The following is a 21947-nucleotide window of genomic DNA, read 5'->3' as shown; positions in this document are numbered from 1 at the left end:
GATCGCGAGGACGAGGGCCGCGTGCGGACCCCATCCGGAGCAGTTAAGATCAGGGGCGGTCGAGCGGACGGCGAAGATCGCCGGCGCCGCCGAGCGGGCCACGGAAGGAGCCGGCAATGCTGTCCCAGAGATTTCCGCCGGCGATCGTCTCGAGCTCCGTCTCCCTCAATTCGCGAGCCATGTTCTGCATGGCAGTCTCCTCATTTGAGATCGCGCAGACCATTCCGTGCGATGCAGGAGGATGAAGCCGGCGAGACCGCGCGCCGTGACGCGGGACCAGAAAAGAGCGATACCCTACGATTTTTCTAGAGATCGATACTGATCTGGTCTCGGATCGATGGAGCAGTTTTTAACCAAGCTGGTCGATGCTGAGTCCATGGCCGGTACTCCACAACTCGACATGCTATCGGCGGAAGCCTACGCGCTTTATGATAAGCTCCCCAACGAAGCGCGCTTGTGGTCTGATGAGCAGGCCGAGACGATCGGAAAGCCGACGATGAACTGAGATAAGGACGTTATGCACAGTTCCATCAGCCTCTTTCCTGGCATGCTCAAGCCGCTACGGCAAAAACTAGCCCAATCACTTTATCGTCGCCTTCAGCCAATAGCAGCGCGAAAGCATGACTCATGAGGGTATAATTCCCGTGTGACGTCTACCGGCTTGACCCGGACGTGCGCTACGCGATCTTGGGGGCATGCGGGGTCCATCATTTCCTTCCCGTGCCGAGGATATAGGCCGTTTTCGGTTTAGGAAAACCATCTGAGCTACGGGACCGAAGACCCGCCGATGGGAGCGGGTTCCTGGAAGCCAAATACCAGAGCAAGCGCGGGTTGCCTGCCCTTGTTTTACCTTATCATACTGCGGCGCAGGAGAGTTTCCTCGCGGTTCTTACCCTTGTTCGGATAAAAAAGACGTCCGCCGCTTCCTCGGGGACTCTGAAGACCTTTGACGACCGGAAGTGACTCGCAGCGACGAATTTTGGATTCATCGCCACATCTACGCTATTGATAGGAGCCGGCAACGCCCTTTTAATGAAGGGGGCTCCGAGGCGTGGGCACAATTTCGTAAATTGACGCTAGAATTAACGGTTCGTGCTTTAAACTTGGGAATGCCGATGGCTTCAGCATTGGACAATACATGGGATGGTCGAGCGGAAATCGGCGCCGCCATTCAGATAAACCACCACAGCACCTGCTCCGATCATGCCGAGAGTTATGTCGATCAGCAGGTTGTCCCAGACGGTACTAAACTGAAAATGAAGAAGACTTGGCGACAGGATTATGAAAGCCGTCACCGGCAGAATAATCGCGTCTTTCCATTTGAGTCCCGTGAACAACGGAAGAAGTGCGGTCAGCTTGAGAAGATTTATCGCAAATATCCTGGATCGCTCGTCGGTCCCCGCTCCGATCGCAACAAAATATTCGAACAGCCCGGTTCCAAACGGATAGTCTGGCAATAGGACAGCGTCAGCGCGAACAGGGAATGCATCCGTCAAGGTAATATACCGTACGATTTGCCCCCAGTGGGAGAATTCATCCCAAGAAATCAGCATCGAATGCCGGTTCAGCACAGCCAGGCCCGCGAGAACGAGACCCGTGATCACAGGTCCCGGCTCCATCAATTGCTTAAGTATGGATGGATGCCGAACCGCGATCCAGATGAACGCCCCGAGGCCAGCGGCAATCAGGATCAACCGGCCCTGAGGCAGAAAGCCGAGCAGACCGGAGAAGAACAAAATCTGGATGATCCAACAGCACAAGGCCAGGAGCGTGAGTTCGATGGGCTTGCGTGTGATGTGCGACAGCCAAAGGCCGCCACCGAGAATTGCAAATAGAGGAAATATCGAAAGCATAGTTTACGTAGCCGCCGAGTGTCCCGCCTGGGCTTGGCACATCAAATAGCGTTCCCAGGCAATTGCATGAGCGATGATCTTATCGAGATCCTCAAATTGGGGGGACCAATTCAATAGCGAACAGATCTTCGACGCTTGCGCCACGATTGCCATCGGATCGCCGGGGCGGCGCGAAGTAATCCGAACCGGAAAATCGTGCCCGACCGCGCGGCGCACGCTGTCAACGACCTGAAGCACCGAATGGCCGCGACCATAGCCGCAGTTGAGCGTGATGTTAGCGCCTCCTCTCCGTAGATAGCCGAGCGCGGCAAGATGTGCCCGCACAAGGTCGCTGACATGGATGTAGTCGCGTACGCAAGTCCCGTCCGGAGTTTCGTAGTCCGTACCAAAGATATCGAGATGGTCCCGCAACCCCAGCGCGGCCTGAACGGCAACCTTGATCAGATGACTCGCGTCCGGCGCGGAATGCCCCGTACGCATTTGCGGATCCGCGCCGACGACGTTAAAGTAGCGCAGGACGACGTAACTGAGACCGTGCGCCGCCGCAGCATCGCGCAGCATCACCTCGGTCATCAGTTTAGACCATCCATAGGGAGACAGCGGCGCGGGCACAGCATCCTCGGGGACCGGTACTTGTAGGGGTTCCCATACACCGCGGCCGTGGACGAAAAGATGAAGCGCTGGACCTTCCCAGTGATCGCCGTTTCCATCAGGGTACGCGAGTTCGAGGTGTTATTGCGATAGTAACCGAGGGGCTGACCGATCGATTCGGGAACCACGATCGACGCCGCAAAATGCAGGATAGCCTCTACGTGATGAGTCTGGATAAGCGAGGCCACCAGTTCCGAATCGCCGGTGTCTCCCACGATAAGCGGTACACCCGCCGGCAACGCGGCAGTACGCCCGGTCGAAAGATTGTCGAGCACAATCACCCGCTCCCCGGAATCAACCAAGGCGTGAACCATATGACTTCCGATGTAACCGGCGCCCCCGGTGACCAATACGGTCATAGCCTGCCCCCGCAATTGGGCGGAGTTAGCATGCATACTCATTGTGTGCAATATTCAGGCAAATCAAGGCGTCGCCAGACAGCGGAAATGTCAAAGCGTTTATGTTCTACGGGGGCGAGCAACCGATTGAAAACTCAGTGGTCATCTCTGTAGGATTCGTAGCGAGCAAATGGGCCAACTTTCGATCGTGAACGATAAGCGACTGATGCATTCAGATCGCTCCGGTGATACGGCATAAAACCCTTTCAGCAGCCTCACAGATCATCTGAGGGATTTGGATGTTTAGAGATTTTGATTGCCCGGCGTGCGGAGCAGTATCCCCTCACACTTTTCTTTTTGAAAAGTCGGGTTTCAAGATTTTCAAATGCGAGACGTGCGGTATCGGTCGCACCGACGCGCGGAATTTCGCCCCGAATCGTACTATACTGAGAATTATTTCAATGGAGGACACAGCGACGGATATTCCGACTACGTGGCTTCGGAAGCCGTTCTTCGAATAGAATTCGCCCGATCCGTCAGATTCCTGCTTCAATATATTCCCAAGGGAGCCAAAATTCTGGAAGTTGGTTCAGCTTACGGTTTCTTCCTGCTCGAGGCTGAGAAATTTTTCACCGCGGAAGGAATCGAAATTTCCGAAGAAGCTGCAAAATTCGCGCGCTCAAGAGGGCTCGCGGTACGGACCGGATTGGTTAGCGAGCAAGTACTACATGAAATGGGAAAATTCGACGCAATCGTTCTTTTTGATGTCATTGAACACTTGCCGGATCCACACGCAACGCTTGCTCTGTGCTGGCAGCATCTCAATCCGGGTGGAGTGATCGTATTCACCACCGGAGATTTCGGCTCGATCCCGGCGCGCGCCGGGATGAAGAACTGGAGATTGATGACGCCGCCACAACACCTGTTTTTTTCACGCGCAAGAGCGTGAAGGCGCTTGCACATCGCCTAGGTGCGGTACTCGAGAAATTCGATCATCCGTGGAAGACGGTACCCCTGGATCTCATTCTGTTCCAACTTCCCAGACTTCTCGGTTTCACCGGGCGGACAAAAATCAGCTTTGGAAAGTCTGTTGGGATTCCGGTGAACCTTTTTGACGCTATGAGGGTAATATACCGGAAACCCTCGCTACCATCGTAACCGCTTCAGCTCATGCGTTCCGCATGACGAGGTCGAGCGCTTTGACCGCTGCCTGTAGCTGGTTCAGCTCAAGCACATTCCGAGATTGCCAATCTCGGTCAGGACCGCAAGACGGCGCAGGTCCGGGATACCTTGGCGCAGAAATTCGAGACGCTTGCTGGTCAAGTCAGCCGCCTGGCTCGACAGACACGTTGCATTTCCTTCCGTTCGAGCCCTGATGATTTGAGCCAGATTGAAGGCTGCCCAAAGCGCGAAAGCCGAGCTGGCGCGCTGGCTTGCCGAGCGCTGTCGGCAACATTGTCGATAATTCTTTTCGCGTTTCGTTGTCCAGTGGTGGCCAACGAACTTTCATCCGGCGGCAGTTAGAGCCGCCGGGATTGTACGCCAAGTGGCGCGGTTCGTCTGAAATTCCCGGAAATCGAATTATTGGGACTGAGACCGTCTCGCCTGCTTACCCGGTGCTTACCCAGCCAAATTCGGGCAGCGAGCCAAATCCGAGAAGTGCCCAATTCAAATGGCGCACCCGACACGATTCGAACGTGTGACCTTTGCCTTCGGAGGGCAACGCTCTATCCAGCTGAGCTACGGGTGCAGCGAGGGTTCATGTAGCCGATTGGCGAGAGGTGGGCAACCGGTCTCGCCGCGGCAATCGCCGCGCTTCAGGCCGATTTGCGTGGGGCCAGACCAGGAACTTGATGACCAACCGGACCGCTGGCCGGCACATTGTCGCGGCCGAGGCCCGCGAATTCGGCCAGGATGCGCTCGGAGCAGACGACCCGGTTGCGGCCGAGCCGCTTGGCGGCATAGAGCGCCTGGTCGGCGGCCCCCAGTAGCCGGTCGGGGGCGCCGTCGTCCTCGCCGGGGATGTGACTGGCGACGCCGACACTGAGGGTGACGTGGTTGCCGGCCCCCTCGGCGCCATGGGCGATCCGCAAGGCCATGACGGCACCGCGGATCTGCTCGGCGATGGCGCAGGCGTCGGCGCAACTCATGTCGGGCAGGATCAGCGCGAATTCCTCGCCGCCATAGCGGCTGGCGAGGTCGAGCGGGCGCACCGCGTGGCGGCTGACGACGCGCGCGACCTCGCGCAGGCATTCGTCGCCGGACTGGTGGCCGTGCGCGTCGTTGAACAGCTTGAAATGATCGACATCGACGAACAGCAGCGCCAACGGCTTCTGCGTCCGCTGCGCGCGTTCCCATTCGCTCATCAGCATCTGGTCGAACGAGCGGCGGTTCGACAGCCCGGTCAGGCCGTCCTTGGTAGCGAGCTCCTTCAGCGCCATCTCGGCGCGCTTCTGGTCGGTGAGGTTGCGCAGCGTCTCCACCACGGCGATCAGATTGCCCGCCTCGTCATGGATGGGGCCGGCGTCGATCGCGAGATAGAGCTGGCTGCCGAGCTTGGGCATCACGCACCAGTTCTCGGCGCTGAAGCCCAGTCCGTTGTGGCCGCGCGCGGCGTACTCCGAGTAGAACTCCGGCAGCTGCTCGGGCCGGTCGAGCGCGACCAGATCTGCGAGGCAGGGGCGCTTGGTCTCGTAGAAGGCCTGCCAGTGCTTCGTGGTGCCGATCACCTCGGAAGCGGCAACGCCGGTCAGCCGCTCGCACGCCCTGTTCCAGATCACGACGCGGCGCCTGGGGTCGATCACGAAGGTCGGCACCACCAGGTGCTGCATCAGCCGCACCGCATAGGAATCCGCCACGTCGACGGCTTTGGCGGGCGTCTTTCCAGCAAGGGTCTTTCCAGCAATGGTCTTGATGTGTTTTGCCATCTCAGGCCACCGCCGCCACAGGCATGGCATCGCCCGGGCCAAACAGGCCGCGCACCTCGGCCGCCGGCTTCGGCCTGCTGAACAGGTAGCCCTGCATCTCCGTGCAGCCGAGCGCGCGCAGCATCTCGCGCTGGGCCTCGGTCTCGACGCCTTCGGCGACCGTGGTCATGTTGCTGGCGGAGGCGATGTTCACCACCGCCTGCACGATCACGGGGGACCCGCCGGAATCGGCGATGTCGGCGACGAAGCAGCGGTCGATCTTGATCTTGTCGAACGGGAAGCGCTTCAGATAGCTCAGCGAGGAATAGCCGGTGCCGAAATCGTCCAGCGCGATGCGCACGCCGATCGAGCGAAGCTGGTGCAGGATCGAGAGTGCCGCCTCGTCGTCGCGGATCAGCACGGCCTCGGTGATCTCGAGTTCGAGCCGCCGCGGCGCGAGTCCGGAGGCGGCCAGCGCCCCCGCGATCCGCAGCGCCAGCGTGTCGCATTTGAGCTGCACCGGCGAGACGTTGACGGCGACGCGCACATGGGCGGGCCAGGTCGCGGCCTCGTTGCAGGCCGTGCGTAGCACCCAGTCGCCGATCTCGTTGATCAGGCCGGTATCCTCGGCAATCGGAATGAATTCAGCCGGCGAGACCATGCCGCGCTCGGGATGGCGCCAGCGTAGCAGCGCCTCGCAGCCGGAGACCTCGCCCGAGTCCAGATTGACCAGCGGCTGGTAGTGGATCTCGAAACCGCCGTCGATCAGCGCCTGGCGCAGATCCTGCTCCAGGGTGAGGCGGGCCTTGGCGCTCGCATCCATCTCCGGCACGAAGAAGCGGTAGGTGCGCCGCCCTTCCGCCTTGGCGCCGTACATGGCGAGGTCGGCGTTCTTGATGAGCTGGTCGAGATCGGCGCCGTCCTGCGGCGCGAGCGCGATGCCGATGCTGGCGTCGGTCGAGAGCTGGTGGCCGAGGCAGTGATAGGGGCGGCGGATCGCTTCATGGATCCGCGTCACGAAGGACAGCACGTCGGCGGATGATTCGATCCCGGTCTGGATCACCGCAAATTCGTCGCCGCCGAGCCGCGCGATCAGATCGCCCGGCTTGAGGCAGGCGCGGATGCGCCCGGCAATCGCCTTCAACAGCTCGTCGCCGACGTGATGGCCGAGCAGATCGTTGATGGCCTTGAATTCGTCGACGTCGATATAGAGCAGCGCGAACTGTTCGCCGCGGGCGGCCTTCTCCAGCTCGCGCTCGATCTGCTCGCGGAATAGCGTGCGGTTCGGCAGGTCGGTCAGCGCGTCGTAATGCGCCATATGCGCGATCTTGTCATGGGCGCGCCGCCGCTCGGTGACATCCTCGACGACGTTGATGAGGTAGCGCGGCTCGCCGAAGGAGTCGCGGATGCCGATCCGGGTCGAGGTGATGTAGCGCAGACCCATGGTCTGGCTTGTCCAGGCATGCTCGTCCTTGGACAATCCCTCGGTCATCTGCAGCGCCTTGCTGTCGTCCTCGGTGACGACCCTGGCGGTCTCATCCGGGTAGATGTCGAAGGGGGTCTTGCCGACGATGGCTTCGCGCGACTGGCCGAGCTGCTCGACAGCAGTGTGGTTGATCAGCAGATATTGCCGTGTCCGGGCGTCCTTCACCGTGATCTGCGAGGGAATGTGATCAATGATCTCGCGGAGGAACGTGTAGTTGCGGTCGCGCTCCTGCTCCAGGTTGAGCCGCTCGGTGATCTCTTCGATCGTGGCGACCCATCCGCCCAACGCGAGCGGCGTGTTGATGACCTGGAAGGCGCGGTCGTTGGGCAATTGATGCGTTTTCGTGGCGACCTTGCCTTCGGCAACGCCCCTCATGACATCGGCGCAAAACGCTTCGACGTCGCCGCTGAAAGCGTTGCGTTCCTTGCGATGGGACATCGCTTCGGTGATGTGACAGCCCGGCTTGATGACGTCGTGGGAGAGGCCGAACATGTCGGCATAGCGGCGATTGCAGGTGACGATGTATCCGGCGGCGTCGTAGAGGATCAGCCCCTGGGACATATTGTTGAGGGCGGTGTCGAGCCGCAGCCGCTCCGCCTCAAGCCGCTGCTGGGCCTCCCGGTTCTGCCGGTTGATCTGGCGGATGATCATGAACAGGATCAGCGCGATCACCGCCGCCGAGAGCGTCGCGGTGGTGACCATGAAGCCGGTCTGCTGCCGCCAGTCGGCAAGCGCGGACGACATGGTATGAGTGGCCACGATGACCAGCGGAAAATGGGTCAGCGACGCAGCCGAACCGAGCTTCTCCTCGCCGTCGACCGGGCTCTTGACGCGAAGCGTGTGCTGACCGCTGCGAGTCAGCACCTTCCGCATCAGCGGCGCGCTCCTGTAGCTGGTTCCGATCATCGAGTCGACATGCGGATAGCGCGCCAGCATCACGCCTTCGCGGTCGAACAGCGAGATGGCGGCGCCGTCAGCCAGCGCGACCGAGGCGAAATAGCGTTGATAGCTGTCGGGATCGATCCGCCGGACCATCGCGCCGACGAAAGTGCCGTCCGGGAGACTCAGCCGGCGTGCCACGATCGTGGTCCATTTGCCGATCAGGAAGCTGCGCACGGATTCCAGCAGCACCGGCTCCGACATTGGATTCGATTTGAAGGTCTGGAAGTAGGCGCGCGAAGACACGTTGACCTTGGGGAGCGGCTGGGCTCGCGACCAGCTGATCAGCTCGCCGTCGGCGTCGTAGATCGCGATATCGCCGAGATAGGACACCGCGCCGACCTTGCCCATGAGCATCCGCTGGGCCTCAGGCTCGGACATGCGCTCGCGGAACATTTGCGGCGAGGTGATCTCCGGCAAATGCATCTGTCCGATCAAATCGGCCGCGACCACATCGGAATCTTCAAACTGCTGGTCGAAATGCCGCGCGATCAGCTGCACCGTGTTTTCCAGCTCGCGCTCGCGATTGGTGAGTGTCTTCTCGCGAAACTCGCCGACGGCCATCGCGGTCACCGCGAAGATGCCGGCGACCAGCAATGCGCCCGAGAGTGTCAGCCACAGCACGGGGCCGCGCCGCATGGCGGCGTCCCAGCCGCTCTTTGCGGCCAGGAACATCGCAGCTGCCATCCGTAGAAACACCTGGCGCATTCCACTCCCCCTGGAGGAACAGAAATACTACGGACAGATGGCGCAATGCTTAGGAAAGCCGGTTACCCGCGGCTTAAACGGTTGCGGATTTCTACGGATATCCTCCACGCAAGAAACGCTTGACGTCGCGCCACGGTTACGTCGCCTTGCAAGGCGCGCTGCGCTGCATCGTTAATTGAAGCCTACTGCGGGGCGGCCGCGCACCCTGTCATGCCCAGCGAAGGCGCGGCATCCAGTACGCCGCGTCCATCGCTTCGATCACAACTGCCTTCGGCGGACCAGGTCGCTCCGTCAAGTCGGTTGGCGACACCGAGATTGTTGCGCGTCGCATCACCGCCTAGCGGTCTGCCTCACCGTCGATACCCACCCACCCGCGAATAGCCCTGGCGGTTCTGCTGCATCGGGCGCGCGGAGACGCTGGCGCGGGACTCGCTCGAGGCGGGCGTGGCGAGCTTCAGCTCCTCCAGGAAGATCGGGCGAGCAAAATAATAGCCCTGCGCGTAGCGGATCTTGGTCGCGGCCTGGAGATAGGCGAGTTCCTCGTAGGATTCGAGGCCCTCGGCGATCACGGTCATGCCGAGTGCTTCGCTCAAGGATTCGATCGCGCGCAGAATGCCCTGGCTGCGCGGGCGCTTATGGATGTCGGTGATGAACGAGCGGTCGATCTTGATCTCGTCGGCGGTGATGTCGGCCAGCGCCGACAGCGATGAATAGCCGGTGCCGAAGTCGTCGATCGAGATGCCGACCCCAAGCTTGCGGAACATCGGCAGGATTTCGGACTGGAAATGATTCTTGGCGACGAAGGCGTCTTCGGTCACTTCGATCATGAAGCGTTGGGGAAAACCGGTGTCGTCCAGCGCCTGCGCGAAGGTGCGCATGAACTCGGGATTGCCGGCCTGCTTGGCGGCGACGTTGATGCTGATGGTCGCTTCCGCGCCGAACGTGTCGTTGATCAGGTCGATCGACTTGACGATCTCGGCCAGCACGAGATGAGTGAGCTCGTCGATCAGCCCGAGCTCGGTCGCCAGATTGATGAATGAGCCCGGCGCCTGGATCACGCCTTCGTCGTCGCGCAGCCGCACCAGGGCCTCGATGCCTTTCACGGCCTGGGAGCGAATGTCGACCTTGGACTGGAAAGCGCAGCAGAAGCGCTTTTCGAGAATGGCGAGCCGCAGCGACTGCTCGATCTTCATCCGTGCCAAGGCCTCGCGCTCCATGCCGGCGTCGAAGAAGGCGGCGGATCCCTTGCCGTCGTTCTTGATGCGGTACATCGCGATATCCGCGTTCTGGCGCAGCGTTTCGAAGCTGCGGCCATGATCGGGATGGAGGCTGACGCCGACGGAGGTGGAGACGAACACTTCCGAATTGTCGATGAAGAACGGCGCGGTCAGCCGCTCCAATGTCGCGTTCAGGAATTCGGCGACTTCGTCCTGGCTCTGGATCGGGGAAAGCAGCAGCAGGAATTCGTCGCCCGAGATGCGCGACAGCACGTCGGAATCGCGCAAGTCGCGGCCGAGCCGCTTCGACAGCTCGACCAGTAGCGCGTCGCCGACGGCGTGGCCGTAATAGTCGTTGATGTGTTTGAAATTGTCGACGTCGAGGAAGGCCAGGGCGAAGCGCTCACCGCCGCGCTCCTGCGCGAGCAGGCTGTTCGCGCGATGCTCGATCACGCGCCGCGAGGGCAGGCCGGTCAGCTCGTCGAAATAGGCCGAGCGAAACAGCTGGTCCTCGAAATTCTTCTGCTCGGTGATGTCGGCGGAGGACGAGATCAGGAGCTCGCGGCCGGCGAGCTGAACCGGCCGATGAGTCGTCAGCAGCACCTGGCGCGCGGTGCCGTCCTGGAGCGCTTCTTCGGAGGTGACCGGCTGACCGGCCCTCAGCGCGCGCTCGCAGGCCGCGCGGCGCTGTGTAAGATCGGGCGACGGGCGACTGCCGTCCATGCCGAGCTGGGCGGCCGCGACATCGTTAACCAGGAGAAGCTTGCCTTGCGCGTCCTGCACGGTCAGGCCGGCAGGCAGCATTCTAACGATTTCCTTGAGAAATCCGAGTTCGGCTTCACTCGCGCCGCTATATGCATTGTCGTTCATAGAAGTCATGAATTTTGTTGTTTCAGCGCGCGTTTGCAATGGACGCGATCATGCGCGGTTCCCTCTTAGGTTTGGTTAAGGGGTCGCCAGAAATACGGGGGTGTTTTGAGAGAAACCTGTGGCGTCGCGAGCTGCGCCGCCGATCGTCATTAACGGAAGGTCAACAGCGTCAGCGAAAGCGCGCGCCTGGGTCTCCTTCGTTTGCATCGATGCGCGTTGTCGTTGACACCTCTCCCGTGGGGAGAGGTGATCCACCGACGGAGCGCGAGTTCATTTTGCTCTATTCACCCTTGGGAATGCGACACTGCATGATGCAATGCAGCCCGGTTTTCAAATAAGCGACTTCGGTCTTGCCGTCGAAGGCGGAGAGCGCCGATTTCAGCAACTTGGTGCCGAAACCGGGCTCCGAGATCTTGTCGACGCTCGGTCCTCCGGTTTCGTCCCATGTGACGGTCAGGCGATCGTCGCTGACGGTCCATGATACCTGCAGCAATCCGCGTGGCGAGGAGAATGCGCCGTATTTGCCGGCGTTGGTGGCGAGTTCGTGAAACATCAGTGACAGCGTCACCGCAAGCTTCGGCGGCAGGAACAGCCGGTCGCCGTTGAGCGTGAAGCGAACGTGGCCGTAAGGGCCGAGTTCGGAGATCAGGAGGTCGCGGATGTCGCAGCCTGCCTTGTCGATCCGCGAAATCAGGTCGTCGGTCGCGGCCAGCGACCGCAGCCGCGGATCGATCCGGGCCCAGACCTGCGGCTCGTCGTGCAGCACCTGGTGCAGCACGGCGTGCACGGTCGACAGCTTGTTCTTCAGCCGGTGCTGGAGTTCGTCGACCAGGATCTTGCGATAGTCCTCCTCCTCGATCAGGCGCTTGGAGATCCGGCGCTGCTCCGCCAGTATCGTGCGATAGTGCTCGACGCCCCAGATCGTCAGGGCGGAAACGCCCCAATACAGTGCCAGCAGGGCGAACCGCGCGCGATCGGCAAACGCGTCGCCGAAATTCAAGATGACGCCGAGCACGCCGCCGACCAGCGCCGTCACCACGCCGATCCGAATGCCTCCGAAGGCGGCGGCAAAGAATACGGCCGGAAAGTACGGCGTGAAGTAGACGTCGGGCCGGACATGCGCGAGGCCCCAGCGTGCCAGGGTCGCAACCAACAGGCAGGCCACCGCGAACGCAGCGCCCAGGCCGAGCGACGGCGGTGCCACGCCTTGCCAGCCCTTGCGGAATTCGTTGATCAGCTTCCCCATGCGCAGCCCGGTTGCGATAGAAGTCCGAAAATCGAGAGACGGGGCATGATGTTACGCATCTCGCATGCGCAAGCAAAGCTTGCCGTGTCGGGTGTCGGCCGGAATTGTGATCGTTGCGGCGCCGATTGTCGTCGTGACGTCATCGATCGGCCCGCCATTTGGCTTCAAATCATTCGAAAACAGGAGGATTCCAGGGGCAGGCTCGATGGCAGGGTTGCGGTGATCACGTGGGCCATGAGCGGGATCGGATTGCGTACCGCGGAAGTCTTCGTTGCCGAAGGTGCCAAAATTGTGATCGCGGGCCGCCGTATACCGAAGGCGAGGCGCTGGCGAAGCACCTCGGCGCTTCCTGCATTTGCCGCCAGACGGATGTGACCGTCGAAGTGCAGATGCAGGCGCGGATCGCGGAGCCGCTGGGGCCGTCGAGCGAAGCTGCCCAGACGCCGCGATGTTTTGGCGAGCGACGAATCCGACTATCACCGGCGGCCGCACCTAGAGCCAGCAGCAGCACGGCTATGTCGCCCCGCGCAAGGCGTTCGATCAGGGGGCGGGGTAGTTTTCGTTATTGCGAGGAGCGCTTGCGACGAAGATTCCATGGGGAGTGGATAGCAGCCAAGTCTGAGGCCAGACTGAGGTTGCTGAAACACTCAACCTGGAGACAATGATGTTGCTCGATCATCCTTCCGACGGACTGGCCGCTATCCGCACGCAGTTTGGCGCAATTTTCGTGTCATTGGAACTGAGCCGCTCGACATGGCTGGTGACCTCGCTGTCGCCCGGCAAGGGCGAGAAGATGTCGAAGCGCAGCGTGGAGGCCGGCGATCTTGCGGAACTCTTGAAGCTGTTTGCGGAGCTGAAGCGCAAGGCACAGGCGCGAACGGGTGAGAGCTATCCGATCATCACGATCCAGGAGGCGGGGCTGGACGGGTTCTGGTTGCACCGCGCCTTGCAGCAGGAAGGCATCGAGAGCCACGTGGTCGATCCGGCCTCGATTGCGACGCCGCGCCGGCGCAGGCGGGCCAAGACGGATCGGCTCGATGGCGAGACGCTGTTGCGGGCGCTTCTGGCCTATAAGCGCGGCGAGCCGCGGGTCTGCGCGATGGTGGTGGCGCCCTCTCCGGAAGCGGAGGACCGCCGCAGGCTTTGCCGCGAGCGGCGGACATTGATCGCCGAGCGGATCGAGCATGTGAACCGGATCAAGGGCGTTCTGTTCGCGCAAGGGATATTCGGCTACGTGCCGCTGCGGCGCGATCGACGGGCACGGCTCGAAGCCTTGCGGACCGGAGATGGGCGCATGCTGCCGGCGCATCTGAAGGCCCAGATCAGCCGCGAGCTCGATCGTCTCGAACTGCTGCTCGACCAGATCGCGGCGGTGGAGCGCGAGCAGGAGGCGTTGCTGGTCGTGAGCAAGCCAGCCGGGGAGAAGGCGGATCCCGTCACGATGCTGCTCGCCCTGAAGAGCATGGGCCCGAACTTCGCGGCCGTTCTCTGGACGGAGGCGTTCTGGCGGCAATTCGCCAACCGCCGTCAGGTTGCGTCCTATGCCGGTCTTGCGGCCACGCCATGGCGGAGCGGCGGCATCGAGCGCGAACAAGGGGTGTCGAAGGCCGGCAATCCGCGGCTGAGGACCACGATGATCCAGCTCGCCTGGTTGTGGATACGCCACCAGCCTCAATCGGCGCTGACCCAGTGGTTCAAGGCCAACAGCCAGCGCGGCCGCAAGCGCACGATCGTGGCGCTGGCCCGCAAGCTGCTCGTGGCCTTGTGGAAGTACGTGACCGCCGGCGTCGTGATCGAGGGAGCCGTGATGAAGACCGTCGCCTGATGCAACGCTTCCCGCAGCCTTAAAACCAATCAGCCGAGGAACGATCAGCCTCGGCCGATCCGGGGTGGACGAACCGATGGATTGCATGGCTTCAAACGCCGCAACGAAGAATGGTCCCGTCCTCTCGAGCCTGCCCGCCGCAAGCGGAATGTTGGTGCAGTCGCTACCGCGCGACGACCGGATGTGAGTTTGATCTGGCACGCAAAACCAGATTGTCAAAACCGGCTCGACCCTGAGATCGCTGAACCATAAGGAGGAGTTCGCCCGCGGCCTCCCGACCACACAAGCCTGATGGCGTGCTCGATCACGTCAAGGTCAAGCCGCTGCGCGGCGGCTCTAACGAGCCGACCTTGACGCGATCTCCGCGCGCCATCCGAAACATCCCGCGGTCGGGACGAAGAGCTGGCCTGCAATCGAACAAAGAGCTGAACAACCGCCTTGACACACCTAATCCCCATGTGAGCAATCCAGACTGTCTCCGCAGAAAAGATTCTGGATTGCTTCGCTTCGCTCGCAATGACGAATGAGGCTAAACCGCCTTCACCCTTACCTTCAACCCATCGCGCGGCTTCGGGATCGGCCACATCTGCCAGTCCGGCTTGTAGCCGGGCTCCAGCGACACCTCGATGTTCTGCAGGAAGTGCCGGGCAAAACATTTCGCCTGCATGTAGGCGAAGTGCAGGCCCAGGCACATATGCGCGCCGCCGCCGAACGGCACCCAGGCGAAGCGGTGACGGTTGCGCTGCGCTTCCTCGGTGAAGCGCAAGGGATCGAACCGGTCCGGCTCCGGCCAGATGTCCTTCATGTGGTGCGTAAAGAGCGGATTGACGCCGACGGCGGTGCCGCCGGGGATGGTATAGCCCATGAAGGTGAAATCGCGCATGGCGCGGCGCGGCATGGAGGGCACCGGCGGCTTGATCCGCAGCGCTTCCTTGAAGGCCATCTCCGTCAACGGCATCTTTTCGAGATCGTCGAAGCTGCTCGGTGCCCCTGGGCCGAGTTCGAGCGCGAGAACTTCCGCGCGCAGCCTGCTCTGCCACTCCGGATTGGCCGCGAGCTCACCGATGAAGGACGTCAGCGAGGATGTCAGCGTGTCGTGCGCCGCCATCATCAGGAAGCTCATGTGGTCGATGACGTCCTGGTCGGACAGAAGCGCGCCATCCTCATGGGTGGCGCGGCAGAGCTGCGAGAACAGGTCATCGCCGCCGTGATTGCCGCGGCGGAGCGGGATCTGCTCGCGGAAATAGGCGATGATACGTTTGCGCCCCCTCACGCCGGCCGCCATCTGCGTGCCGGGCAGGGGACGGCGGATCAGGGCGACCGCAGCGGCGACCATATCGACAAAGGCGCGGTTGATCTCGTCGACCTCGGGCCCGATGTCGGCGCCGAGAAAGGACGTCGCGGCCAGATCCAGCGTGAGCTGCTTCATCGCCGGATAAAGCCGGATCTCGCCCGGATTTGCCTTCCACTGCGCTACCCGTGCCGAAATGCCGCGGTCGAGATCGTTGAGATAGGACTTCATCGGTCCTGACTTGAAGGCGACCGAGAGCGCCTTGCGATGCAGCCGGTGCTCGTCGAAATCCAGCAGCATCAATCCGCGCGGAAACAGCAGGCCGAGCACGTTGCTCCAGCCATGGGTCGACGAAAACAGCTTTTGCTGATCGAACAGCACGAGCTCGTTCGCCTCAGGGCCGAGCAGCACGACGTTGGTTTCGCCGAAAATGTGGGTGCGATAGAAGGGCCCGTATTTGGCGCCGTTCCGCTCGATATGTCCCTTGGGATCGGCGAGCACCTTGAGGGTCATGCCGACGATCGGCCAGCCTTCGTCGCCGGGGATATGCGTCAGCTCATTGCGCCTGGGTGCGGTGTACATGACGAATGCTCCGGTTGGCTGACCGACGGAATCGCGCGACCGCGGCAACAATAGGGCCTGCGCCAGGCTGATCATCATCAGCATAGCACAGGCCGGGATGTCTCGCTTGTGAATGGCGTTACGAGCGTAGCGCCGAAACCTACCGCTTGGCCGCTTCCTTCTGCAGATCCGGTGCGTTGACGGCGGGAATGGCGACGCGGCCGGGACCGGTCACCTTCAGCGCCTCGGCGGCTTTCTCGTTCTGCATGATCTTGGCCATCACGGCCTGACCGGCGCGCTCGAAGATCGCGCGGTTCTCGATCACGAACTTTTGCGACCTGCGCAGGCCTTCGATGTAGCCGTTGATCTCCGGCACGACATAGCGCGCCACCATGTCCCAGCTCCGGCGCGTCGCCTCCGGATTGGCCCAGTCGTGCACGAAGCCGATGATGGCGCCGACGCCGCCGGACACTTCCATCACGTTCCTGATGGTTTTGACGAGATCGTCGGGCGTGCCGATGGTGGACGCAGCGCCCTCGACGAAGGCAGTCTTGTCGACGGCCTCGTCGGGCGAGGAGAACGCGGTGAGGCCCGGCCGCTGCAGCGTGCCGACATTATATTCGTTATGCCAGCGCATCAGGCCGGCTCCCGCTTCCTTGCGCGCCTGCTCGCGAGTTTCGGCGATGTGGAAGGTGAGGAGCACGCGCCAGTCGGCGCGGTTGACCGTGGTGCCGTGCTTCTTGGCGGCATCCTCGGCGAACTGCCATTGCTGCTGCAGCGACATCAGGCCTTGCGTCGTCATCGAGCCCAGCGAGATGATGCCGATGCCGTATTTGCCGGCGAGCGTCATGCCCGACGGCGAGATCTGTGAGGCCACCACGAACGGCATCTCCTCCTGCAACGGCAGGATCTGCAGCGCGGCGTCGTTCATGGTGAACCAGTCGCTCTTGGCGGTGACGCGCTCGCCGTTGAACAGCCGGCGGATCACGGCGATCGCCTCGTCCTGGCGGTCGCGCTGCGTCATCGGGTCGATGCCGAGCGTGTGCGCGTCCGAGGCCAGCGCGCCGGGGCCGGAGCCGAAGATGGCGCGGCCGCCGGTCATGTGGTCGAGCTGCACCATGCGCTGGGCCACATTGAAGGGATGGTGATAGGGCAGCGACACCACGCCGGTGCCTAGCTTGATTCGCTTGGTGCGTTCGCCGGCCGCGGCCAGAAACATCTCGGGCGAGGCGATCATCTCCCAGCCGGAGGAGTGATGCTCTCCGCACCAGAACTCGTCATAGCCGAGGCTATCTAACTGCTCGACCAGATCGAGATCGCGCCGGAACTGAAGCATCGGATGCTCCCCGATCGGGTGATGCGGGGCAAGAAAGGCTCCAAACTTCAGGCGCGCCATGGCGTTCTCTCCGGCTGTCATTTTCTGTTTGTTAGGTCAGCGTGAGGCTACGTGCCCGATGCCGCGAACGCAATCGCGCCATGTCCCGCGTCGCGGAATGCAGGCATGCGTTAAGACGCTGCCGCGACCGTCTGATGTTCGAGCAGCTCGAAGTCCTACCTCCGAGGTAATCGCAGGGATGACGCCGATCTGCCAGCATCGGGCGCAAGTAAATCTGCGAAAGCTCGCGCGAAAAATGCATCAAACCGTCACAAAGCCCGTCGATTCGACCCGCCGCTGGTGGGTGCTGGCGATCGTCGTCGCCGCGCAGTTCATGTTCGGCGTCGACGCCTTCATCGTGAACGTCGCGATTCCGACCATCGCGGTCGATCTGCACGCGACCCCGGCTCAGATCGAATCCGTCATCGCGATCTATCTGATCGCCTATGCCACGCTGGTCGTCACCGGCGGCCGTCTCGGCGACATCCATGGCACGAAGAACGTCTTCCTTGCCGGCGTGCTCGGATTCACCGCGACCTCGCTCTGGTGCGGGCTGGCGCTGTCAGGCACGGAGCTGATCATTGCCCGGCTGGCGCAGGGCGCGACCGCCGCGCTGATGGTGCCGCAGGTGCTCGCGACGCTGCATCTGCTGTTCACGGACGACTCGCGCAGCCGCGCCTTCGGCATCTACGGCATCGTGCTCGGGCTTGCGGGCGCCGCAGGTTTTTGCTCGGTGGCCTCCTGGTCACGATCGACCTTGCGCACACCGGCTGGCGCTCGGTGTTTTTCGTCAACGTGCCCTGCGGCCTCGCCATCGCTTTTGCCGCATAGCGCATCATGCCGTCGGTGCCGCGCCGGGCGGGCACCAGGCTCGACATCAAGGGCAGCATGGTTCTGTTCGCGGGGCTGTTGTGCCTGATCGGCCCGCTGCTGTTCGGTCACGATGTCGGCTGGGCGCCGTGGCTGTGGGCGGTGATGCTGGGCGGCGGTGCGATGCTCGCGGGATTCCTCAAGCTCGAGCACTTCGTCGCGCGCGCGGGCATGCCGCTGATCGATCTGACGCTGCTGGCGGACGCCGCCTTCCTGCGCGGACTCGGCGCCGCGTTTTCTTCTTCGTCGCCAATCTCTCGTTCTATCTGGTGATGACGCTGTTCATGCAGCGTGGCCTGAAGATTCCGCCGCTCGCCGCCGGCCTCGCCTTCATTCCGCTCGCGCTCGCTTTCGTGGTGGCCTCGCGCCACAGCGGCGCGCGCGCAAAACATCGCGGCACCAGAGTACTGATCGAAGGCTGCGCGCTGCAGATCGCGGGCCTCGCCGCGCTCGCGCTTCTCGCAGGCTTGATCGACGCACCGACGCCGCTTGCGCTCGCGTTCATCATGATCGTCTTCGGCTACGGCCAGGGACTGGTGATGGCGCCGCTCTCGGGCGCGGTGCTCTCGACCGTCAAGCCCGTCGCCGCAGGCTCGGCGTCGGGCATGTACGGCACCATCGCGCAGATCGGAAATGCGGCCGGAGTGGCCGCAATCGGCGCGGCGTTCTTCGCGGTCGAGGCGTTGCAATCAGCGCGCGCAGGCTTTCTCGCCTCACTCGGGCTGTTTGCGGCGTTAATCATGATCTGCGCCGCATTCCTGACGTGGATGCGCCGCGCACCTGCTCGAAGTTGAGGCATTGCAGTTAATATGCGGATTCCTGCAGATTTCTGCGGGATTCCGCGTGGTTTCCCGGATGTCGACAGCACACGGCCTTTTCATTTTGCACTGCAGCAACTATCTGGTCTGGGTAAACGTTGAAAGACGCCCACCAGGAATTTGCCGTGTCGTTAGCCCGTAATGTCGACCTCTTGAGACATCTGCCAAGGATGGATGGTCTGCGCTTGCCCGACTTTGGTGCGAGCGCTGATTCCTCCAGTCCACTGGAGGAAGTCACCGGCTTCGGCGACAATCCGGGCAGCCTTCGCATGTTCGCGTTCGTGCCGGCGCAATTGCAGAAGCCGCGCGCGCTGGTCGTCGTGCTGCATGGCTGCGGGCAGACGGCAGCGGGTTACGATCTCGGCGCCGGCTGGTCGACGCTCGCACGTCACTATGGCTTTGCGCTGATGATGCCCGAGCAGCAGCGCATCAACAACGGCAACACCTGCTTCAACTGGTTCAATCCGGAAGACACCGCGCGGGACGGCGGCGAGGCGCGTTCGATCCGCGAGATGGTCGCGCATATGGTTCACGCCCACCGCATCGATCCCAGGCGCGTCTTCATCACCGGCCTGTCCGCCGGTGGCGGCATGGCCTCGGTGATGCTCGCGACCTATCCGGAGGTGTTCTCCGCCGGCGCGATCATCGCAGGCCTTCCCTACGGCATCGCGTCGAATCTGCGCGAGGCGCTGGACGGTATGTTTCATTCCCCGGCGCGGCCCGGGCGCGAGCTCGGCGATTTCGTGCGGCGGGCCTCCAATCATCGCGGGCCGTGGCCGAAGATTTCGGTGTGGCACGGCAGCGCCGACCGCACCGTCAATCCCGGCAATGCCAACGAGATCGTCAAGCAGTGGCTCGACTTGCACGATCTGCCGATGACGCCGATGGCCGAAACCAATGTCGACGGCTACCCGCGCCAGGCCTGGTGGAACAAGGACGGAGAGACGCTGGTCGAATCCTATGCCATCACCGGCATGGCCCACGGGACGCCGCTGGGGCTCGCCGATAACGACCAGCGCTACGGCGTGGAAGGCGCGTTTCTGATCGAGGCCGGCATTTCGTCGTCCTATCACATCGCAAAGTTCTTCGGTCTGACCGGATGGATTCGGATGCGGCCGGGAAGAAGGCGGAAACGAAATCGCCGAAGCCTGCGCTGACCTCCGCCCCGCATCTCGCCCGCTCGATCCGCGCCGCGGTCGCCGACGAACAGGCCGAGCCGAAGCGCCAGCAATCCCGCGGCTTCGATCTCGGCCAGATCATCACGCGCGTGCTCACGGCTGCGGGCCTGATGAAGTAGCTCAGGCCGTCACGTCGATCATCTCGATCGGCGTTGCTGTCACCTCGCCGCCCGAGACTTGTCGCGTCATTGCCGAATAGTGCTTGAAGAAGTCGCGCGACTGCAGCGTCTTTTGCGCGTCCTCGTCGGCGACGCTGGCGAGATGGAAATAGTGTCCGTCGTCGCGGTTCTTCAGGACGCGATAGCCGATCCGTCCTTTCAGCTCCGGATCGTCGTCGATCGCCTTGATGAAGCGGCCGATCTCCTGATGCCAGGCCTCCGTCGTGCCGTTCCTGAATTCGTATCGGATCATGAAGTGCTTCATGTGACGCTCCCTGTTCGTCATGTGCAGCATCATCTGCGGCTTGTGAGCCATCCTGCAAGTACGGACAAAATTGAAAGTATGGACTTTTTCGGTGCCGCTCCTATCCTTCCATAGCGTTTTCAAGCGAAGTGGATCCCGGTTCGCGTCAAGAAAACGCGTCAAAACAACAATGTCCACGGAGGAGACGACATGGCAAAGGCTTCCCCAGCACGCAGCTGTCCCGTCGCTGCGTTTCAAAAGATGATCAGCGGCAAGTACAAGCTGCGCATCGTCTGGGATCTCAAGGACGGCCCGCGCCGCTACGGCGAAATCCGCAGCGGCCTGTTGCGCGGGGCATCTGGCAGCGCCGAGATCACCCCGCGCGTGCTCAGCCGTGAATTGAAGGCGCTGACCGCGAGCGGCCTGATCGATCGCAGGGATTTCGGCGAGGTGCCGCCCAAGGTCGAATATCGCCTGACCCGCAAGGGCAAGAGCTTTGTGCCTGTGGTCGCCGCGATCCGCGAATGGGGCGAGCGTAACCTCGATGAGCCGGCGGCGCTCGTCGAGGCCGCCGAGTAAGGCCTACATCTCGCCGGTGATGAACGGATTGGTCATCCGCTCCTGGCCGATGCTCGAGCCGGCGCCGTGGCCGCAGATGAAGCCGACATCGTCGCCGAGCGGCAGCAGCTTTGTCATGATCGAGTTGATCAGCGTGGCGTGACTGCCGCCGGGCAGATCGGTGCGCCCGACCGAGCCCGCGAACAGGACGTCGCCGACATGGGCAAAGCGCAGAACGTTATTGAAGAACACTACGCTGCCGGGCGAATGGCCGGGGCAATGGAAAATATCGAACGCCAATCCGCCGATCGATACGCTGTCGCCCTCGTCGAGCCAGCGATCCGGCTCGAAATTGCGCACCCCGGTCATGCCGAAGCGCGCGCCGCTCTCCACGACGTTGTCGAGCAGAAATTTGTCCGCGAGATGCGGGCCCTCGATCGGCACCTTCAGCGCATCGCGCAATTCGGCTGCGCCGCCGACATGGTCGATATGGCCGTGGGTCAGCCAGATCTTCTCGACGGTGACGCCGGCCTGCTTGATCGCCTCGCGAATCTTCGGCACGTCGCCGCCGGGGTCGATCACCACGGCGTTCTTGCCGGGCTCATCCCAGATGATGGTGCAATTCTGCTCGAACAATGTCACGGGGACGATGATCGCGCCGGCCTTGGATTGTTGGGTGTCATTTTGCTCGGTCATGGGCTCACAATGCCGATTTTTGTTGCGCCGCCAAGCAAAATAGTCGTGGCTGCTACGGGGAACAGTCGCGGCCGCTGCCACACGGCCGTCTCAATTCACTTGCCGATTTGAACCGGGGCGTTGCTTCCGCGTTCTCCCGCGCGAGGCTCAGATTTCGGA

14 protein-coding genes, 1 tRNA gene and 4 pseudogenes are annotated in these 21947 nt (G+C 62.2%); 7 read left to right on the top strand and 12 right to left on the bottom strand.

Annotated elements, in window-relative coordinates:
* Positions 1-49 precede the first annotated feature (49 nt).
* Positions 50-190, bottom strand: coding sequence for a hypothetical protein (locus ACTGJ9_RS04680; RefSeq protein WP_456676123.1), 141 nt, complete (start codon positions 188-190; stop codon positions 50-52).
* A gap of 147 nt (positions 191-337) precedes the next feature.
* On the opposite strand from ACTGJ9_RS04680, the gene ACTGJ9_RS04675 reads away from it, so the two are divergent.
* Positions 338-505, top strand: coding sequence for a hypothetical protein (locus ACTGJ9_RS04675; protein ID WP_456676122.1), 168 nt, complete (start codon positions 338-340; stop codon positions 503-505).
* A gap of 616 nt (positions 506-1121) precedes the next feature.
* Here the strand turns inward: ACTGJ9_RS04675 and ACTGJ9_RS04670 are convergent.
* Both ACTGJ9_RS04670 and galE read right to left on the bottom strand, forming a co-directional pair.
* Positions 1122-1853 (bottom strand): hypothetical protein, encoded by a 732-nt coding sequence (locus tag ACTGJ9_RS04670; protein WP_456676121.1) that lies wholly within the window; start codon positions 1851-1853, stop codon positions 1122-1124.
* Positions 1854-1856: 3 nt separating this feature from the next.
* A pseudogene (gene galE, locus ACTGJ9_RS04665) lies at positions 1857-2863 on the bottom strand (UDP-glucose 4-epimerase GalE).
* Between the two features lie 472 nt (positions 2864-3335).
* Here galE and ACTGJ9_RS04660 point away from each other — a divergent pair.
* Positions 3336-3791: a class I SAM-dependent methyltransferase gene (locus ACTGJ9_RS04660; RefSeq protein WP_456676120.1), complete on the top strand. Its 456-nt coding sequence runs from the start codon at positions 3336-3338 to the stop codon at positions 3789-3791.
* A 724-nt stretch (positions 3792-4515) separates the two neighbouring features.
* On the opposite strand, the gene ACTGJ9_RS04655 is transcribed toward ACTGJ9_RS04660, so the two are convergent.
* The 5 genes from ACTGJ9_RS04655 to ACTGJ9_RS04635 form a co-directional block, all read right to left on the bottom strand.
* Positions 4516-4592 (bottom strand) — tRNA-Arg (locus ACTGJ9_RS04655).
* Between the two features lie 67 nt (positions 4593-4659).
* On the bottom strand, positions 4660-5769 hold the full coding sequence (locus ACTGJ9_RS04650) for a sensor domain-containing diguanylate cyclase (protein ID WP_456676119.1): 1110 nt from the start codon (positions 5767-5769) through the stop codon (positions 4660-4662).
* 1 nt (position 5770) lies between these two features.
* The gene (locus tag ACTGJ9_RS04645) at positions 5771-8881 is read right to left on the bottom strand and encodes an EAL domain-containing protein (protein WP_456676118.1); all 3111 of its coding nucleotides are present in this window, start codon (positions 8879-8881) and stop codon (positions 5771-5773) included.
* Between the two features lie 350 nt (positions 8882-9231).
* Positions 9232-10968: a putative bifunctional diguanylate cyclase/phosphodiesterase gene (locus ACTGJ9_RS04640; protein WP_456676117.1), complete on the bottom strand. Its 1737-nt coding sequence runs from the start codon at positions 10966-10968 to the stop codon at positions 9232-9234.
* 280 nt (positions 10969-11248) lie between these two features.
* Positions 11249-12214, bottom strand: coding sequence for a sensor histidine kinase (locus ACTGJ9_RS04635; protein WP_456676116.1), 966 nt, complete (start codon positions 12212-12214; stop codon positions 11249-11251).
* Between the two features lie 234 nt (positions 12215-12448).
* On the opposite strand from ACTGJ9_RS04635, the pseudogene ACTGJ9_RS04630 reads away from it, so the two are divergent.
* Together ACTGJ9_RS04630 and ACTGJ9_RS04625 are read left to right on the top strand one after the other, a co-directional pair.
* A pseudogene (locus tag ACTGJ9_RS04630) lies at positions 12449-12618 on the top strand (SDR family NAD(P)-dependent oxidoreductase); the annotation flags it as partial.
* Between the two features lie 257 nt (positions 12619-12875).
* Positions 12876-14039 (top strand): IS110 family RNA-guided transposase, encoded by a 1164-nt coding sequence (locus tag ACTGJ9_RS04625; protein WP_456673537.1) that lies wholly within the window; start codon positions 12876-12878, stop codon positions 14037-14039.
* 529 nt (positions 14040-14568) lie between these two features.
* Here ACTGJ9_RS04625 and ACTGJ9_RS04620 read toward each other — a convergent pair.
* Entirely contained in the window at positions 14569-15912 is a 1344-nt protein-coding gene (locus ACTGJ9_RS04620) for a cytochrome P450 (protein WP_456676115.1), read from the bottom strand.
* Between the two features lie 139 nt (positions 15913-16051).
* A complete protein-coding gene (locus tag ACTGJ9_RS04615; protein ID WP_456676114.1) occupies positions 16052-17287 on the bottom strand; it encodes an LLM class flavin-dependent oxidoreductase in 1236 nt (411 codons plus the stop codon).
* Between the two features lie 235 nt (positions 17288-17522).
* Between ACTGJ9_RS04615 and ACTGJ9_RS04610 the strand changes: the two are divergent.
* A pseudogene (locus ACTGJ9_RS04610) lies at positions 17523-18930 on the top strand (MFS transporter).
* 149 nt (positions 18931-19079) lie between these two features.
* Positions 19080-20251: pseudogene (locus ACTGJ9_RS04605) on the top strand (extracellular catalytic domain type 1 short-chain-length polyhydroxyalkanoate depolymerase).
* 1 nt (position 20252) lies between these two features.
* On the opposite strand, the gene ACTGJ9_RS04600 reads toward ACTGJ9_RS04605, so the two are convergent.
* Complete coding sequence (locus ACTGJ9_RS04600) at positions 20253-20555, bottom strand: hypothetical protein (RefSeq protein WP_456676113.1); 303 nt, start codon at positions 20553-20555, stop codon at positions 20253-20255.
* Between the two features lie 189 nt (positions 20556-20744).
* On the opposite strand from ACTGJ9_RS04600, the gene ACTGJ9_RS04595 reads away from it, so the two are divergent.
* Complete coding sequence (locus tag ACTGJ9_RS04595) at positions 20745-21113, top strand: winged helix-turn-helix transcriptional regulator (protein ID WP_456676112.1); 369 nt, start codon at positions 20745-20747, stop codon at positions 21111-21113.
* Between the two features lie 3 nt (positions 21114-21116).
* Here the strand turns inward: ACTGJ9_RS04595 and ACTGJ9_RS04590 are convergent, their stop codons facing one another.
* On the bottom strand, positions 21117-21788 hold the full coding sequence (locus ACTGJ9_RS04590) for an MBL fold metallo-hydrolase (protein WP_456676111.1): 672 nt from the start codon (positions 21786-21788) through the stop codon (positions 21117-21119).
* Between the last annotated feature and the right edge of the window lie 159 nt (positions 21789-21947).

This window comes from Bradyrhizobium sp. RDM12, assembly GCF_051917485.1.
Lineage (GTDB): Bacteria > Pseudomonadota > Alphaproteobacteria > Rhizobiales > Xanthobacteraceae > Bradyrhizobium.
Note: the sequence above shows the minus strand (reverse complement) of the source record. Positions and strands in the feature narration are given on the sequence as shown.

What these genes read in the sequence shown, in the direction of transcription:
- ACTGJ9_RS04590 (WP_456676111.1), bottom strand. Translation starts at nt 21,788, where the DNA reads ATGACCGAGCAAAATGACACCCAACAATCCAAGGCCGGCGCGATCATC.
- ACTGJ9_RS04625 (WP_456673537.1), top strand. Translation starts at nt 12,876, where the DNA reads ATGATGTTGCTCGATCATCCTTCCGACGGACTGGCCGCTATCCGCACG.
- ACTGJ9_RS04620 (WP_456676115.1), bottom strand. Translation starts at nt 15,912, where the DNA reads ATGTACACCGCACCCAGGCGCAATGAGCTGACGCATATCCCCGGCGAC.
- ACTGJ9_RS04635 (WP_456676116.1), bottom strand. Translation starts at nt 12,214, where the DNA reads ATGGGGAAGCTGATCAACGAATTCCGCAAGGGCTGGCAAGGCGTGGCA.
- ACTGJ9_RS04650 (WP_456676119.1), bottom strand. Translation starts at nt 5,769, where the DNA reads ATGGCAAAACACATCAAGACCATTGCTGGAAAGACCCTTGCTGGAAAG.
- ACTGJ9_RS04595 (WP_456676112.1), top strand. Translation starts at nt 20,745, where the DNA reads ATGGCAAAGGCTTCCCCAGCACGCAGCTGTCCCGTCGCTGCGTTTCAA.
- ACTGJ9_RS04670 (WP_456676121.1), bottom strand. Translation starts at nt 1,853, where the DNA reads ATGCTTTCGATATTTCCTCTATTTGCAATTCTCGGTGGCGGCCTTTGG.
- ACTGJ9_RS04640 (WP_456676117.1), bottom strand. Translation starts at nt 10,968, where the DNA reads ATGAACGACAATGCATATAGCGGCGCGAGTGAAGCCGAACTCGGATTT.
- ACTGJ9_RS04615 (WP_456676114.1), bottom strand. Translation starts at nt 17,287, where the DNA reads ATGGCGCGCCTGAAGTTTGGAGCCTTTCTTGCCCCGCATCACCCGATC.
- ACTGJ9_RS04600 (WP_456676113.1), bottom strand. Translation starts at nt 20,555, where the DNA reads ATGAAGCACTTCATGATCCGATACGAATTCAGGAACGGCACGACGGAG.
- ACTGJ9_RS04645 (WP_456676118.1), bottom strand. Translation starts at nt 8,881, where the DNA reads ATGCGCCAGGTGTTTCTACGGATGGCAGCTGCGATGTTCCTGGCCGCA.
- ACTGJ9_RS04680 (WP_456676123.1), bottom strand. Translation starts at nt 190, where the DNA reads ATGCAGAACATGGCTCGCGAATTGAGGGAGACGGAGCTCGAGACGATC.
- ACTGJ9_RS04675 (WP_456676122.1), top strand. Translation starts at nt 338, where the DNA reads ATGGAGCAGTTTTTAACCAAGCTGGTCGATGCTGAGTCCATGGCCGGT.